Here is a 16,277-nt window from a genome sequence, read left to right as displayed (position 1 = left end):
ATTGACCTCTATTTTTCTTTTATAAATAACTGTGTTAAAGTCTTTGCTCTTACGCAAACTTGGTGGTATGAAGCTGTATTTTCCAATAAATCTAAAACGAAGGCGCACGATTACCGCTTATCTACTTTATTATCAAAGAAGCCTATAAATAAAGGGAATTACCTGAATGTCTTTTTAAAGATTATGATGGTAGTATCTGAGGTATATAAGAACATAGGAATGCTCAACGCATTTTTAGAAAGGAGCCTTGTTGTGAAACATATTATATTATTTGACGGAGTCTGCAATTTATGCGACTGGAGCGTTCAGTTTATTATTAAAAGAGATCCACAAGCCGCTTTCCAATTCGCTTCTCTGCAGAGTGAAAAAGGACAGGAATTAAAAACAGCTTTTAATGTTGCTCCTGAAGAAGACAGTATTATCTTGATACGCGCAGATGGAAGAGTTTTTCTGAGATCTGCAGCAGCATTGCAGATCTGCCGGCTGCTAAAAGGTCCGGTGAAAATTCTTAAGGCTCTCATCATTGTGCCTGCAGGGTTAAGAGATTTCGCTTATCGGCATATTGCCGTTAACCGCTACCGCTTTTTTGGTAAAAAAGAAGCGTGCCGCCTTCCGACTAAGGAAGAGCAGGCACGCTTCTTGGATTAGTACAAACCCATTATTGGACTTCTTTTAAATGATTAGAATAGTAAAAAGTATTGCCGGATCTGGAATAAAGAAGTTTTTATTCTCCTGTTAATTGAAAAGAATCCTGTCTTCCCTGCCGTCCGGTTCCGGAAAAATATCCGGATAGAGCAGGTAGGACAATTCTGCCAAACCGATCATCAGCCGTGGGGACGGACGGCAGTAAAAAGGTTCATCCAAAATGAAAAGTCTATCAGATTGAACAGCCTCTAATTCTTTCCATCCAGGCCGTTTCAGAATGACAGCAGGTTTTACTTTTTGCTTTTGAACGCCGACCCATGCAATAAGCAGTGTATCCGGGTTTCTTAAGCGTACATCTTCCCAGTCTGTCTGCACACTGGCTTCTTTTTTATCGGCAAATATATTGACTGCCCCTGCGAGAGCAGACATCTCTGTCAGCCAGTTGTTCTCCCCTGGGGTAAATACCGGCTTCGGCCACCATTCCCAGTAAACATTCGTCTTCTCAGTAATAGTTTCAGAAAGAGAGCGGTATTTTTCAATGAAACTAGAATATTTTTCTTTCAACATAATTCCTCTTTCAGGATAACCTGCATCTCTCGAAATTTTTTCGAGAATTGTTCCTATTTCTGACATAGAGACAGGATTATCAACAATAGTATAAGGAATTCCGCGCTCGGATAATTGTTCAATATTTTTTTCCATTCCAGGTACAGATAAAGAAGCATAGACTAAATCAGGTTTTAAATCTGCCAGTTTATCTATATCAATCGATAAATCCGGGCCGAGCCTTGGAAGTTCCTTTACCTGCTCCGGCCAGTCAGAAAAATCATCCACTGCTACTACACTGTTCATAAGCCCTGCATAAGCCAATAGTTCAGTATTACTGGGGCAAATTGAAATAAGACGCATCCTGTTCCTCCTGTTATTTAATTATGCCGTAGGTTTTTAAAACTTCCGGATGAAATTCTTTTTCTTCTGGAAGCATTGTATCATCTGCACTAACTTCCATTACTTCTTTAATATCCTTTTCGATCGTAACGAGCTCTTTACTTACCTTCACAGATGCCTCCCCTTCTTCAAGTTTTTTCTTGTACCGTTTAAATAAAGGATCCAAGTATGCCAGCTTTGCATAAAGCTCTTCCACGCTGCCATACTGTTTTATTAATGGGAGAGCAGACTTTTCTCCGACTCCGGGACATCCGGGAATATTATCACTCGGGTCACCCAGCAGAGCTTTAACATCAATCCACTGATCAGGAGTAATTTCGTAGTCTTTCTCAAAATCAGCAAGTGTATAGTGGAGTTCCTGTTTCTTTTTCATAAAAAGCTGGTCTGTATTGGGAGAAAGCAGTTGAAAAAGATCCCTGTCATTACTGTAAATATACGTTCTGCCCTTATCGTAATGTTTCGTAAATGTGCCTATAATATCATCCGCCTCATATCCTGTCACCTGAAGCTGGTGTATTTTAAGTTTGTGCAGAATTTCAACGGCCAGTTCGTACTGGTCAATCAGCGGTGCGGGAAGATCTTCCCGCTGCGCTTTGTAAAACGAATGGTCCTGGTTTCTCTTCGTATCTGCACGCTTTCCATCCCAGGCAACAGACATATGGGTTGCTCCAAGTCTGTTCTCCAGCTGAGTAAGCTTCGCAAAGAAAACGCGCAGCGCATTAATATATCTTCCTTCTTCGTTTTTGGGCAGTTGTTCTGCTTCTTTTCCATAAGCCGTAGCAAAATAAGCGCGGCTGAGAAGATTGAATCCGTCAATTAATACAAAATGTGACATGCTACCACCCTTTCATTTATTACAAGTATTTAAAAATTCTGTCCATATTGCTTCTTTTTCTTTATAGCTCTTAACGTTTTTACCTGGAACAGGACTTGTTGACGGTAAATATGTTATGTAAATATGATGAGGTACTTTAATAAGTTTGTTAAAAAGTTGATAGGCTTTTCTTCCATTTAAACCTATTGAAGTAATAGTTGGATACGTTTCCAACATGGATAAAATATCATTAGGAACAGCATCTTTAATTCCACTATCCAGACTTCCCGATCTCCTGCATTCTTTTACCACATCCCAGAGAGCCAATTTCGAACTTTTCAGCACTTCCTTTTTTTTGTGATAGGAAAGATCCTGAACAGGAATTTCCAAATAGGCACTTATAATCGGCCAGAAATGGTTGCGTGGGTGAGCATAATATTCCTGATGATTTAAAGAAATTTCTCCGGGCATCGATCCAAGAATTAACACTTTCGGATCGTCACCCGCGACAGGCGGCATTGATATTTTCATTTTTATTCCTTCTCCAGAGGAAAGGGTTGATTGTCATCGACAGCTTTTTGAAGTTCCTGCAGAATATAACCAATACCTGATATATTCTCAAGAGGATAAAAAATTTTTTGTTCTTTTGCTGCTGTAATCTCTAAATAAGGACGGTATTTACGGCCTGTAAGTCCGATAATGTAATCATATTTTGAAAGTCCTTGTTCTTCATACTGCTCTATTAACTGCTCCTCCGACATACGCTGAGCGGATGGAGAATGAAAACTGACATCGTAATTCGCAACTAGTATATCCTCTTTTCTTAAAAAACCGTGCTTAGCAGAGAGAATACGGAAATCAGTGCAAAATTTTTCTGCATAAGTACGCGACTTTTTATGCAGCGTACCAATATAGGCTTCTCCAGCTGGAACGGCCCCCGCATGAGGATCGGCATCCCAAATTTTCTTTTTGCCGCAGGGAATAATACATAATGCTTTCAAAAGCTTCCCTCCTAATTATATGTCATTGATATTTTTATATACTGTCAAGTCTACTAGATCCAGACACTGAAATAAAAGAATAAAGAAGAAAAGCTTATTCCTGCGTCCGCAGGAATAAGCTTCGGGAATTAGGAAGATACTTTTGTTATCCATCCAAAAGGATCTTCCTGCTTTCCAGTTTGGATGCGCGTTAATGTCTGATAAAGAGCTTTCGTAACTTCTCCAGTATCTCTTCCGTTAACGATCATTGTTTCTTCATTCCACGTCAATTCCCCGATTGGAGAAATGACTGCTGCTGTTCCTGAGCCAAAAGCTTCTTCGAGCTTGCCTGCCTTATGAGCATCAAAAACTTCCTGCATCGTTATTTTACGTTCTGTCACAGGAATTTCCCAGTGATGAAGCAGTTCTATAACCGATTTACGTGTCACTCCCTGCAGAATACTATCATTTAATTCCGGAGTAATAACTTCCCCGTCGATTTTAAAGAAGACATTCATACTTCCTACTTCTTCTACATACTTTTTTTCTACACCATCGAGCCATAAAACCTGGGCATGTCCTTCGCTGGAAGCTTTCGCCTGGGCATTGTAACCAGCTGAGTAATTACCTCCTGTTTTGGCTGTACCTGTTCCGCCGCGCGCCGCTCTTGTAAAATGATCTTCCACCATAATACTTACAGGGTGAATACCTTCCGGATAATAAGACCCTACTGGAGAAAGAATAATAAAAAATTTATAATGATGAGCCGGCGCTACCTGAAGACTCGGTTCTGTTGCAATAACAAAAGGACGGATATAAAGAGAAGTCCCTTCTGCTGTTGGAATCCAGTCTTTTTCAAGCTCAAGAAGCTGCTTCAAATAATCTAGAGCAAGCTGCTCATTAATCGGGGGAATACTCAATCGTTTATTCGACCTGTTCAGTCTTTTAAAATTTTCTTCAGGGCGGAATAAAACTACATCACCGCTGGCATCCTTATACGCTTTTAATCCTTCGAACACACTCTGGCTGTAGTGAAAAACCATGGCTGCCGGATCAATTTCCACTGGAGCATAAGGTTTAATCTCCGGCTGAATCCACCCTTTTTCGTGAGTATATTCCATTGTGAACATATGATCTGTAAATGTTTTGCCGAATTGAAGCGTTTCCGGATCCGGCTTAGTTTTTTTGTTCTGAGATTTCGTAATTGCAACTGTAGCTTCCATCATGCGACCCCTTTCTTTCCTGCAGTACTCTGCTTAAGAATGCTTCATATTGTATCATGAATAAGCGGAATCGTGTACTAAGTAATCCGAAAATTCGATAATTATTTAAATTGGGCTTAATTCAGCTATATATTCGTGTAAAAAATGGAATATGTGTATAATTCTTCACCCGTGCTTTCAACCTTTTTCCCTGCTGAACTGAAGTGCTTCTACTGACTATACCTCCAGTCATTTCAAAAGAGCTGATTCAGCTTCCTTTAATTGAGAAGCCACCTGCTCCTGACCTGTCCCTCCGTAACTGTTTCGGTTTCTTACAACTTCCACCGGCTGCAGGACTGTATAAATATCTTCTTCGAAAAGTGTATGGAATTTTTTATATTCCTCCATTGATAAATCAAGCAGATATTTATTATTATTTATAGAATAAAGAACAATTTTACCTATCACTTCGTGTGCCTCTCTGAAAGGAAGCCCTTTAGTAACAAGGTAATCTGCAATATCTGTAGCATTGGAAAAATCCTCGGAAACGGCCTGCTTCATATTGGAAGTTTTGACCATCATCGTTTCAATCATCGGAGCGAGCATTGAAAGTGAAGCTTCCAGAGTGTCCACCGTATCAAACATTCCTTCTTTATCTTCCTGCATATCTTTATTGTAAGCAAGCGGAAGTCCTTTCAGGACGGTGAGCAGACCAATGAGATTGCCATATACTCTGCCTGTTTTGGCACGAAGCAGTTCCGGCACATCGGGATTTTTTTTCTGTGGCATGATAGATGAGCCGGTGCAGAAAGAATCATCAAGCTCAATAAACTGAAACTCCTGACTGCTCCAAATGACCAGTTCTTCTGACATTCGGGAAATGTGCATCATTAATATAGATGCTGCAGACATAAATTCCAGTATAAAATCCCTGTCACTGACAGCATCCATACTATTTGGATACACCTGATCGAAACCCAGACTGTGAGCTGCTTGATGCCGGTCTATCGGGAAAGTTGTACCTGCCAGGGCCCCGGCGCCCAAAGGGGAAATATTCGTACGCTTTAAGCTGTCCTGAAGCCGCTCCCTGTCCCTGTCCAGCATCCAGAAGTACGCAAGGAGGTGGTGGGCAAAAGAAACCGGCTGCGCCCGCTGCAAATGCGTGTATCCGGGAAGAATCGTGTCGACATGCGCCTCTGCCTGTTTAAAAATAGCTTTTTGAGTTTCTCGTACAAGCTCCATTAATATTTCCGTATGTTCTTTTAGATATAAATGCATATCAGTCGCTACCTGATCATTTCTACTGCGGCCGGTATGTAATTTCCCGCCGACGGGTCCAATTTCATCAATTAGAAATTTTTCAATATTCATATGAATATCTTCATTTTCGATGCTGTATTCAAGTTCGTCCGCTTCCAGCTTTTCTTTGACTTTGTTTAATCCGGAGATAATCTGATCTTTTTCCTCTTCCGTAACAATTTTCTGTGCTGCAAGCATGGAGACATGAGCGATACTTCCCTTTATATCCTGGGAAGCAAGCTTTCTGTCAAAACCAATTGAAGCTGTTTCTTCTTCCACCAGTTTATTTGTCGATTTCGTAAATCTCCCGCCCCATAATTTGGACATATATACCTGCCTCGCTTTCTTTATTTAAATCATCATATAAGTTAATTATATATAAGTTAAAGGAAATATTCTAATTTCATACGATTTAGAAATTTTTATAATAGAAGTTCATCCTGTAAAAACCGAAAAAAGTACATGCCATCCGCGAATAAAGCTTTGCAAAAAGGCATCTTCAGACTGCGCTTCATCCTCCAGAAGTCGGTGCTTTTCACTTCGGTCAATCACAAATACGAACGTAAGGATAGTAGTATTATAAAAATTTGTTAGTGTGTCTGAAAGCAACGCACTAAAAAGGGTAAGGAAGCGCCCGCAGGCACCTGCTTACCCCCTTGTATTCCTGATTTGATTATTTGGATTCAATCAGTAATTTCTTCTTCTGATTAACCTGGGAGTACGTTTTAGTAGAAAGACCCCAAAGTTTAATAAATCCTTCAGCCGATTTATGATCAAAAGCATCGTTCTTGGAATAGGAAGCAAGAGCTTCGTTGTAAAGACTATTTTCAGAATGTCTTGCTACAACTGTGTGCGTACCCTTCCAAAGCTTCAGCTTAACTTTTCCGTTAACCTGCTGCTGAGTTTCAGCAATAAACGCGTAAAGCGAATCTCTCAGCGGAGAGTACCAGAGCCCGTCATAAATTAACTGAGTAAACTTCTGTTCAATTGTTGTCTTAAACTGGGTGACTTCTTTAGGAAGCGTTAAAAACTCCAATTCTTTATGAGCATTAATTAATGTCATAGCCCCTGGGTTTTCGTAGACTTCCCTTGCTTTAATGCCTACCAGTCGATTTTCAATATGATCAATTCTGCCGATGCCGTGTTTTCCTGCAATGGCATTCAGCTCTTTAATAATTTCAAAAAATGGCTTTTCGATCCCGTTTAAGGCAGTCGGTTTTCCATTGTCAAATGCTACCTCTACATATTCCGGCTCGTCAGGAGCATCACCAATGGAAGCCGTCCAGCCGAATGCTTCTTCTGGTGCTTCTGCCCACGTATCTTCAAGGACACCTGCTTCGCAGGCTCTGCCCCAGATATTAGCATCAATGGAATAAGGTTTTTCTACATTTACCGGAACGTCGATTCCTTTTTGTTTTGCGTATTCAATTTCTTCTTCTCTATTCATTCCCCATTCTCTGATCGGAGCAATTACCTTTAAATCCGGATTGAGAGCCTGAATAGAAACTTCAAATCGCACCTGGTCATTACCTTTACCGGTACAGCCATGAGCGACTGCCACAGCACCTTCCTGCTCTGCGACTTCAACTAGAAGCTTGGAAATCAGCGGTCGGGAAAGTGCGGACGACAGCGGATATTTCCCTTCATAGAGAGTGTTTGACTGAAGAGCCGGAAGCAGATATTCTTCAGCAAGCAGTTCATTAGCATCAATAATAACAGCTTTTTCAGCGCCGACTTTGTAAGCTTTTTCTTTTAACGCTTCCAGGTCTTTTCCTTCTCCTATTTCCAGTCCGAGACAAATCACTTCGTATCCATATTCTTCCTGCAGATATTTAATGCAAACGGAAGTATCCAAACCTCCGGAATAAGCCAAAACCACTTTATCTTTATTCATATGTGAATCTCTCCTCAAAAAGTATTTATATAGATAATAACGTATCTTTATGCAAAAGGCAACACAAAAACACAATTAATTCATTAATTTTTTGAGTAGAGCTTTTTGAGCATGAAGTCTGTTTTCCGCTTCATCGAATACGAAAGAACGAGGACCGTCGATTATGGAAGCAGTAACCTCTTCTTCCCGGTGAGCCGGAAGACAGTGGAGAAATATATACTCGTCCGCTGCTGAGGCGACTAAATCATCGTTGATCTGGTAGGGCTGAAATTTCCTGAGTCTGTCTGCAGCCTCTTCCTCATGTCCCATACTCGTCCAAACATCCGTTACAATAATATCTGCTCCAGACACAGCCTTATATGGATCTGCATAAAATTGCACTGCTTTTCCTGATTCCTTAGCTGACTGCACCGCTTCTTCAAATATTTGTTTATTCGGTTCGTATCCTTCAGGGCTTGCGACGGTCATATTCAAACCAGCGCGGGCCGCCCCCTGAAGCAGAGAATGGGTCATATTGTTGTTACCATCACCAATGAAAGCCATGTTCAACCCTTCCAGTCTGCCTTTCTGTTCGTAGACAGTCATTAAATCAGCCAGCACCTGCGTAGGATGATGTTCATCAGTCAATCCATTAATAACCGGCACACTGGAATTCTCCGCAAATGTTTCTACCGTTTTGTGTTCAAACGTACGAATCATAATACCGTCTACGTATCTGGACAATACTTTCGCCGTGTCTGCGATAGACTCTCCTCTTCCAAGCTGCATATCTTTTGGACTGAGAAAAATAGCGTGGCCTCCCAGCTGTGTCATGCCAACTTCAAATGAGACTCTCGTACGTGTTGATGATTTTTCGAATATCATTCCTAGTGTTTTCCCCGCCAGGTGCTGATGGGGTGTTCCGTTTTTAAGCTTCTGTTTAATTTCCACTGCTTCTGCAATCAATTCATGAATCTCTGTTTTTGTTAAATCATTTATCGTCAGCAGATGATTGATTGTTTTAATCGTCACGATATTTCCTCCTTTAATTTCCTGAAGCTCTTAATCGGCTCAGGTTCTGTTTCCATACCAGAGGCTCTCGTATAGAGGAGTGCTGTATCAAGGTGGGTGAAACAGGGAATATCGTACGCAGCAGCCATTTCACGTACATGAAAGCCATATGTGTGAGGGTTTCTCCCCTGCTTTGGTACGTTAATCACAGCCTGGATCACATTATTTTTAAATAACTTTTCTGTTTCCTCGACCCCCGTTATGCAGTGAACTTCTATTCCTTTGCTTTTAAGAAAAGCAGCTGTCCCCGCAGTAGCATATATAGGACCTGTTAAACCTGCTGCGACTTCCGCTGCTTCAGCGTAATCACGTTTGGACACCGAAAGTAAACAGGCATCCCCTTTAACAAAAGAAGGAAATACTTTCACTAGTGCCTCCGCGAACGTTCCGGCCATTCCAATCTTTTCTCCTGTTGATTTCATTTCAGGACTTAAAGCATGATCCACCCCTTTGAGCTTCTTTTCTGAAAAGACAGGAGCTTTAACGGTAATATAATCAGGAGATGTCAACAGCCCCTGCTCAGGCAAAGGAAAGCCGAGCTGAGCTTTGACAGCTTCTTCAACCATGTTAACGCCGGTTACTTTACTCATAATCGGCACAGTCCTTGAAGCACGCGGATTAACTTCAAGGACGTAAATATCATCGCCATCGATAACAAATTGGATATTCATCATGCCAACTACAGGAGTCTCGAGTGCTATTAAAGTACTGATGTCGGTGATTTTATCTTTTTGAAACTCAGTCAGGTTCATGCTTGGAAAAACAGTTAAGCTGTCGCCTGAATGGACGCCGGCTTTTTCAATGTGTTCGAAAATACCAGGAATCATTACCTGTTTCCCATCACTGATAACATCCACTTCACATTCCAGTCCGGGAATAAACGTATCCACCAGCAGCGGCCAGCATTTTTGATTTGTAGTTGCCGCGAGGCGCTGACTGTATTCTTTCAGTTCTTTTTCGTTATAGCATACGTACATGGATTGTCCGCCAATTACGAAGGAAGGTCTGATTAAAACCGGATAGGTCAGGAGATGGGCGGTTTGGATTAATGCTTTCTCAGACTGAACCATCTCACCTTTAATATGATTGATATCGAGTTTATTCAGCAGCTCGTAAAACTGCTCACGATCTTCAAGGGAATGCATGTTTTCCGGACTTGTACCAAGGACCGTAATACCCGCCTCGTGAAGATCATCCGCCAGATTCACAGCTGTCTGGCCTCCAAATTGGAGCATAACACCTGATACATTCTCTTTTTTTATAATATGCAGCACATCTTCTGCAGTTATCGGCTCGAAATAAAGGCTGTCTGCTACGGAATAATCCGTGCTGACGGTTTCCGGATTATTATTGATTACTACCGCTTCAAAACCAGCTTTCTTTACGGCTTCCGCAGCGTGAACAGAACTATAGTCAAATTCCACACCCTGACCGATACGGATAGGTCCGGAACCAACGATAAGGATTTTTGATTTATCATTCGTCACCTCTACTTCATCCATTCCCTGCCACGTGGAATAGAAGTAAGGCGTTTCAGCATCAAATTCTCCTGCACACGTATCCACCAGCTTATATGACGGCTTTAAATCATATTCTGTCAATTTTCTGCGGATATCCTGTTCCTTCGTTCCGGTCAGTTCCGCAATCCGCTGGTCACTTATATTGATCTTTTTCAATTCACTTAATTTCTCTTTATTAATATCGTTCAAGCTCTGCCCTCTCAATTGTTCTTCAGCATTAACAATGTTTTCTATTTTGGAAAGGAACCAGTAATCAATATCTGTCCATTCGTGAAGCGTATGCATTGGTATTTTTCTCTTCACAGCTTCCGCAATAGCAAACAGGCGCAGATCATTTGCTTCCGTTAAAAGCTTTTTCAGTTCCTGTTCTGATTTTCCGTGTAATAATTTATGCTCAAGGCTGTAAAGGTTCATTTCCAGCGAACGAACCGCCTTATTTAAAGCTGCTTCAAACGTCCGGTCAATAGCCATAACTTCTCCTGTTGCTTTCATCTGGGTTCCCAGGGAACGATCCGCTTCTGCAAATTTATCAAAAGGAAATCTTGGAAGCTTAACGACGCTGTAGTCGACAGCCGGTTCGAATGATGCATAGGTGCTTCCGGTAATAGGATTAAGAATTTCATCCAGATCATACCCGATCGCACATTTTGCAGCAATTCTGGCAATCGGATACCCTGTTGCTTTTGAAGCGAGGGCGGAAGATCTGCTTACGCGCGGGTTGACTTCTATGACGGCATACTCCTCCCGGTCGGGATGAACAGCGAACTGGATATTACACCCTCCGACTACTTCGAGCGCCCGGATAACTTTAAGCGAAGAAGAACGGAGCATTTGATACTCGCGGTCTGATAAAGTCTGGGACGGTGCTGTTACAATTGAATCACCCGTATGAACACCGACAGCATCCATATTTTCCATATTACAGACGATAATACAAGTATCGTTAGCGTCCCGCATGACCTCGTATTCGACTTCTTTCCACCCTTTGATACTTTTTTCAACGAGCACCTGGCCGATCGGACTTGATTTTAATGCCTGATAAAGCTTTTTGTTCAGTTCTTCCGGTGTGTAAGCGAAGCCTCCACCTGCACCTCCGAGCGTGTAGGCAGGACGGAGAATAACAGGCAGACCGATCTGCTCTGTGAAAACCTGCCCTTCTTCAATTGTAGTTACTATTTCGGAAGCCGGAACAGGTTCTCCTATATCGCTCATAAGCTGGCGGAACATTTCGCGGTCTTCCCCCCGCGTGATTGATTCTACAGATGTCCCGAGCACTTCTACGTTATAGTTTTCCAAAATGCCGGATTCGTAAAGCTCTATCGTTAAATTAAGACCCGTCTGTCCTCCGAGAGTACCAATCAGCCCATCGGGCTTTTCTTTTGCAATGATTTTTTCGATGGTCGCTGCTTCCAATGGCTCCATATATACTTTATCGGCTATTTGTTCATCTGTCATGATAGTTGCCGGATTGTTATTTACGAGAATAACTTCTACGTTTTCTTCCTTTAAAGCTAAACATGCCTGGGTTCCTGCATAATCAAATTCGGCAGCCTGTCCGATTACGATCGGTCCGGAGCCGATAACAAGTACTTTTTTAATTAAATGGTTTGCTGGCATAACATTCTGCCTCCTGTAGTCAGACTGCGGACGAAGTCTTTAAAAATAAAATGAGTGTCACTCGGTCCTGGATGAGCTTCAGGATGAAACTGTACCCCTTTAACAGGCAGCGTCCTATGCTGTATGCCTTCTATGCTTTTATCGTTCACATTAATAAATAAGGGCTCAAACAAAGATGTATCGATACTTTCTGAAGTCACTACGTACCCGTGATTTTGGGAGGACATGCTAACTTTTCCCGTAGGGAGATGTTTAACAGGATGATTGCTGCCGCGGTGTCCAAATAACATTTTTTCTGAATTTCCTCCATAAGCAAGAGCTATAAGCTGATGCCCGAGACAAATACCGAGTGACGAGTATTCTTTTGAAATTTTTAATATTTCCGGGAAGTATGTTTTCAGATCAAGGGGATCACCGGGGCCGTTACTGAACAATACTCCATCCGGGGATAGACGTTCCACTTCTTCAAAAGTAGTTGTGTAAGGAGCAACAGTGACTCTGCATCCCTCTTCAAGAAGAGCATTTAATATAGAAGATTTATAGCCATAATCCATTAACACTACATGAGGATCATTTTTATCACCATAATACTGATAACCTTTAACAGACACACTTCTTACCAGCGATTCCTTAGAAGTCACGAGAGGAACATTGAACACGGTGGCGTCCGGGTTCATTGTAATCTTTGCTCTCAAAGTTTTTAACTGCCGGATTTTTTTGACGAGGGCTCTTGTATCGATTCCTGCAAGCCCTGGGATCCCGTTTTTACAAAGATAGTCCTCCATGCTTCCCTCAGACTGGTAATGATTTGGGGAACCGCATGCTTCATTCAGCAGTACGGCCTCTACTGCAGGGCTGCTGCTTTCATCATCTACATTATTCCAGCCATAGTTGCCGATCATAGGATAAGTAAATGCTAAAATCTGACCTTTATAAGAGGGATCGGTCATCATTTCCTGATAGCCTGTCATGGATGTGTTGAATACAAGTTCTCCTGATGTTTCGATTTCCGATCCGAGCCATTCACCAGTAAATATTTCACCGGTTTCCAAAATGAGATAACCGTTTTTCATATGGCTACTCCCCCTCCTTCCATTCATTTAAAGATTGTTTTAAAGTGTCAGCAAACGCTGATAATTCCATATAGCTTGCCGTGAGCGGGGGCAGTATCCGCAGAACGTCCGGCCCTGCCGGAAGAGCCAGCACCCCGTTTTTGCGCAGATGGTCAATTAAAGGGACGATAGTTTCCTTAAAAGCCATTCCGGTCATTAAACCACTTCCGCGGATTTCTACCTCATAACCGGCAGCTGCATTCTGAAGTTCTTTTTGAAAATACATTCCCTTGTTTTTTACGTCCTCCAAAAATCCAGGCTCCAGAATTGCCGATATCGTTGCGTATACCGCTGTCATAGAAAGTGGATTCCCGCCAAACGTTGTCCCGTGCGTTCCATGATTAAAAGATGCAGCTATATTTTTAGGAGCAAGCATCGCTCCTGCAGGAAAACCAGACCCGATTCCTTTTGCTGCAGTCAGTATATCCGGCTTTATACTATACTGTTCATAGGCAAACAATGTGCCGGTTCTTCCCGCACCGGTTTGAATTTCATCAATAATCAGCAGTATGTCATTTTTGCTGCAGAATTCAGCCAGATTGTTAACCCAGGACTTATCCGCAGCGCGCACGCCGCCTTCTCCCTGTATCAATTCCAGCATGACAGCGGCCGTTTTTTCTGGATTGATTTTTTCTGTGACTGTCTCCTCATTGAAAGGAAGATAGGAAAATCCCGGCATAAGCGGCGTGAAACCTGTATGAACTTTTTCCTGAGCAGTAGCTGCCATAGCCCCTCCGGTACGCCCGTGAAACGAATGGGTAAAAGAAATTATATCTGTTTTTTCTTTTTTGTTTTGATCATACATATATTTTCGAGCCAGTTTCCATGCGGCTTCATTTGCTTCGGCTCCGCTGTTGCAGAAAAAGGCTTCATCAAAATCGTTTCCGCAAAGAAGACGTGCTGCTTTTTCCTGAGCGGGAATGTGAAAAAGATTAGAACAGTGCCACAATTGCTCGAGCTGCTCCGAAACAGCATGTTTTACTTCTTCCGGTACGTGGCCAAGATTACATACGGCGATACCGGAAGTAAAATCCAGGTAGGAGGCTCCCTCTTCATCCCATACGTAACTCCCTTTTCCTTTGGTTAAAGTTAGAGGAAATCTATTATACGTCTGCATCAGAGCAGACATTTCTGTGTTTATCTTAGACATACGTTATTTCCTCCTTGACTATCCTCGTGCCTGATGAGCCGCCTGCTGCATAAGTATCTATCGAACCTTCCTGCCATCCGTTGAGAATGACCGTTTCTTTAACTTCTTTTTGGAGGCACATCAGCGCTGCCTGAACTTTTGGGATCATTCCACCCGTGATAACATTCTCAGCAATAAGATCGTTCACTTCCGCTTCTGTTAACTGGGAATAAATAAACGTTTCATTAATACTTTTATTCATAATACCTGGAATATCACTTACGAAGATGATATTGCCTCCTAAAGCCGAAGCACAGGCACTGGCAGCTGAATCGGCATTTACATTATAGACAGTATTGTCCTTCATTCCGTAAGATATGGGAGAAATGACCGGAATGTACCCTTTCCCGCAAAGGAGAGAAATCAGCTCTGTATCCACTTCTGTTATTTTTCCTACGTTCCCAAGATTACCGGAAGAATCCTCAGGTTCCGCCTGAAGCACGGCTCCATCTATTCCGCTGAATCCGAATCCGCGGCCGCCCGCGCGAAGAAGTTCAGCTACAATTTTTTTATTAATATCTCCGCTTAATACCATTCCGGCTGTATCTACAACTTCCGGAGAAGAGATACGAAGTCCATTATGAAAACTGGTCTCAATCTGCATGCATTGAAGCATTTCGTTGATTTTAGGTCCCCCGCCGTGCACAACAACAGGGCAGTATTTCCCCTCGTTTTTCAGTTTCACAATACTTTTGAAAAAACTTGCCGGCAGTTCTGATATGATACTGCCGCCAATTTTTATGATTAGATATTTCATAAGCTGCCTCCTTGCTTACGTTCGATACGAAGCGTTGATTTTTACATATTCGTAAGTTAAGTCACATCCCCAGGCAGTAGCTTTTCCATCGCCCTGCTTTAAATCGACAACAACAGATATTTCCTGCTGATCAAGGTAAGAGATACCTTCCTGCTCCGAAAATTCCGAAGGCAGTCCATTTTCTACAACTTGAATGTCCCCTAAAAAAACATCAACTGAGTCAGGCTCGACTGGTTCCTCACTGTATCCGACCGCACAGACTACTCGTCCCCAGTTTGGATCTGCACCATAAACTGCTGTTTTTACGAGGTTGGAAGAAATAACTGCTTTGGCAATTTTCCCTGCTGAATCGCTTGTCGCAGCTCCTTTTACCATTACTTCAATTAATTTAGTTGCTCCTTCTCCGTCTCCAGCAATTTTTTTGGCCAGTATTTCTGAGACAAGCCTGAAGGCCTCCGAAAACTTTTCCCATTCCGGATGGGAAGGAGAAAGAGGATGATTCCCTTTTTTGCCGTTAGCCAATGCGACTACTGTATCGTTTGTACTGCTGTCGCCGTCCACGGTGATCATATTGTATGTTTTATCTGTAGCACGGGAAAGAAGGTGTTGAAGAGCATCTGCTTCAACATCTGCATCGGTCGTCATGTAAGCGAGCATCGTAGCCATATTAGGGTGGATCATCCCCGAGCCTTTTGCCGCGCCCCCGATAATAATGGGTTTTCCGTCTATCAGTATTTCTACCGCCGTATGCTTCGTTTTCGTATCAGTGGTAAGAATAGCCTGTTCGAAAGCTTCCGGATCGACAGCAGCCGGGTTGATGGACATCATCCCTTTTTCAATTTTGTCCATAGGAAGCTGCACTCCAATAAGTCCAGTGGAAGAAACACCGACAAGATGTTCTCCCAGCCCCATAGCATCAGCTGCCTGTTTTCTCATATTTAAAGCATTAACCATCCCTGTTTCTCCTGTACAGGCATTCGCATTCGCTGAATTAATTACAAGCGCCTGCAGTTTATGCTCTTTGGAGATTGAATCTTTCGTAACTTTCAGTGGAGCAGCCTGAAAACTGTTTTTAGTATACACAGCGGCCGCCGCCGCCGGGACGGAAGAAAAAAGCCATCCGAAATCCAGCTTTTTTCTACGCAGGCCGCAGTGAACTCCCCCTGCATAAAAACCTTCAGCTGAAGTGACGTGACCATCATGAATAATGCTTATTTCTGTTTCCTGTCCAACTAACATCTGCTCCACTC

14 protein-coding genes are annotated in these 16,277 nt (G+C 42.4%); 1 reads left to right on the top strand and 13 read right to left on the bottom strand.

Features of this window, described 5'->3' with window-relative positions:
• Nucleotides 1-252 precede the first annotated feature (252 nt).
• Nucleotides 253-648, top strand: a complete 396-nt coding sequence (locus FTX54_RS08605) for a thiol-disulfide oxidoreductase DCC family protein (protein ID WP_147802196.1) — start codon at nt 253-255, stop codon at nt 646-648.
• An 87-nt stretch (nt 649-735) separates the two neighbouring features.
• Here FTX54_RS08605 and FTX54_RS08600 read toward each other — a convergent pair whose 3' ends face one another.
• From FTX54_RS08600 to argJ, 13 genes are all read right to left on the bottom strand, one after another.
• Nucleotides 736-1,554: a cobalamin-binding protein gene (locus tag FTX54_RS08600; protein WP_147802195.1), complete on the bottom strand. Its 819-nt coding sequence runs from the start codon at nt 1,552-1,554 to the stop codon at nt 736-738.
• A gap of 13 nt (nt 1,555-1,567) precedes the next feature.
• Nucleotides 1,568-2,428 carry a 5'-3' exonuclease gene (locus FTX54_RS08595; protein ID WP_147802194.1) on the bottom strand — a complete coding sequence of 287 codons (861 nt, stop codon included), beginning with the start codon at nt 2,426-2,428 and terminating at the stop codon, nt 1,568-1,570.
• Between the two features lie 12 nt (nt 2,429-2,440).
• Nucleotides 2,441-2,938: a DNA-deoxyinosine glycosylase gene (locus FTX54_RS08590; RefSeq protein WP_147802193.1), complete on the bottom strand. Its 498-nt coding sequence runs from the start codon at nt 2,936-2,938 to the stop codon at nt 2,441-2,443.
• A gap of 2 nt (nt 2,939-2,940) precedes the next feature.
• A complete protein-coding gene (locus FTX54_RS08585; protein WP_147802192.1) occupies nt 2,941-3,408 on the bottom strand; it encodes a DUF6884 domain-containing protein in 468 nt (155 codons plus the stop codon).
• Between the two features lie 128 nt (nt 3,409-3,536).
• A complete protein-coding gene (locus FTX54_RS08580; protein WP_147802191.1) occupies nt 3,537-4,613 on the bottom strand; it encodes a branched-chain amino acid aminotransferase in 1,077 nt (358 codons plus the stop codon).
• Between the two features lie 225 nt (nt 4,614-4,838).
• Nucleotides 4,839-6,215: an argininosuccinate lyase gene (gene argH, locus FTX54_RS08575; protein WP_147802190.1), complete on the bottom strand. Its 1,377-nt coding sequence runs from the start codon at nt 6,213-6,215 to the stop codon at nt 4,839-4,841.
• Between the two features lie 346 nt (nt 6,216-6,561).
• Nucleotides 6,562-7,782, bottom strand: a complete 1,221-nt coding sequence (locus FTX54_RS08570; RefSeq protein WP_147802189.1) for an argininosuccinate synthase — start codon at nt 7,780-7,782, stop codon at nt 6,562-6,564.
• 75 nt (nt 7,783-7,857) lie between these two features.
• Nucleotides 7,858-8,787, bottom strand: a complete 930-nt coding sequence (gene argF, locus FTX54_RS08565) for an ornithine carbamoyltransferase (protein ID WP_147802492.1) — start codon at nt 8,785-8,787, stop codon at nt 7,858-7,860.
• A gap of 2 nt (nt 8,788-8,789) precedes the next feature.
• A complete protein-coding gene (gene carB / locus FTX54_RS08560; protein WP_147802188.1) occupies nt 8,790-11,969 on the bottom strand; it encodes a carbamoyl-phosphate synthase (glutamine-hydrolyzing) large subunit in 3,180 nt (1,059 codons plus the stop codon).
• Nucleotides 11,951-13,042 carry a carbamoyl phosphate synthase small subunit gene (locus FTX54_RS08555; RefSeq protein WP_147802187.1) on the bottom strand — a complete coding sequence of 364 codons (1,092 nt, stop codon included), beginning with the start codon at nt 13,040-13,042 and terminating at the stop codon, nt 11,951-11,953. Before FTX54_RS08555 ends, carB begins: the two co-directional genes overlap by 19 nt.
• Nucleotides 13,043-13,046: 4 nt before the next feature.
• A complete protein-coding gene (locus tag FTX54_RS08550; protein ID WP_147802186.1) occupies nt 13,047-14,231 on the bottom strand; it encodes an acetylornithine transaminase in 1,185 nt (394 codons plus the stop codon).
• Complete coding sequence (argB, locus tag FTX54_RS08545) at nt 14,224-15,027, bottom strand: acetylglutamate kinase (protein WP_147802185.1); 804 nt, start codon at nt 15,025-15,027, stop codon at nt 14,224-14,226. The genes FTX54_RS08550 and argB overlap by 8 nt, the downstream gene beginning before the upstream one ends.
• A gap of 15 nt (nt 15,028-15,042) precedes the next feature.
• Entirely contained in the window at nt 15,043-16,266 is a 1,224-nt protein-coding gene (argJ, locus tag FTX54_RS08540) for a bifunctional glutamate N-acetyltransferase/amino-acid acetyltransferase ArgJ (RefSeq protein ID WP_147802184.1), read from the bottom strand.
• Nucleotides 16,267-16,277: the final 11 nt, after the last annotated feature.

The organism is Alkalicoccus halolimnae (assembly GCF_008014775.2).
GTDB classification, from domain to species: Bacteria; Bacillota; Bacilli; order Bacillales; family Salisediminibacteriaceae; genus Alkalicoccus; species Alkalicoccus halolimnae.
Note: the sequence above shows the minus strand (reverse complement) of the source record. Positions and strands in the feature narration are given on the sequence as shown.

Excerpts from the sequence above, each read along its gene's own strand:
- FTX54_RS08600 (WP_147802195.1), bottom strand. The coding sequence starts at position 1,554 with ATGCGTCTTATTTCAATTTGCCCCAGTAATACTGAACTATTGGCTTAT.
- FTX54_RS08595 (WP_147802194.1), bottom strand. The coding sequence starts at position 2,428 with ATGTCACATTTTGTATTAATTGACGGATTCAATCTTCTCAGCCGCGCT.
- FTX54_RS08590 (WP_147802193.1), bottom strand. The coding sequence starts at position 2,938 with ATGAAAATATCAATGCCGCCTGTCGCGGGTGACGATCCGAAAGTGTTA.
- FTX54_RS08580 (WP_147802191.1), bottom strand. The coding sequence starts at position 4,613 with ATGATGGAAGCTACAGTTGCAATTACGAAATCTCAGAACAAAAAAACT.
- argH (WP_147802190.1), bottom strand. The coding sequence starts at position 6,215 with ATGTCCAAATTATGGGGCGGGAGATTTACGAAATCGACAAATAAACTG.
- FTX54_RS08570 (WP_147802189.1), bottom strand. The coding sequence starts at position 7,782 with ATGAATAAAGATAAAGTGGTTTTGGCTTATTCCGGAGGTTTGGATACT.
- carB (WP_147802188.1), bottom strand. The coding sequence starts at position 11,969 with ATGCCAGCAAACCATTTAATTAAAAAAGTACTTGTTATCGGCTCCGGA.
- FTX54_RS08555 (WP_147802187.1), bottom strand. The coding sequence starts at position 13,042 with ATGAAAAACGGTTATCTCATTTTGGAAACCGGTGAAATATTTACTGGT.
- FTX54_RS08550 (WP_147802186.1), bottom strand. The coding sequence starts at position 14,231 with ATGTCTAAGATAAACACAGAAATGTCTGCTCTGATGCAGACGTATAAT.
- argB (WP_147802185.1), bottom strand. The coding sequence starts at position 15,027 with ATGAAATATCTAATCATAAAAATTGGCGGCAGTATCATATCAGAACTG.
- argJ (WP_147802184.1), bottom strand. The coding sequence starts at position 16,266 with ATGTTAGTTGGACAGGAAACAGAAATAAGCATTATTCATGATGGTCAC.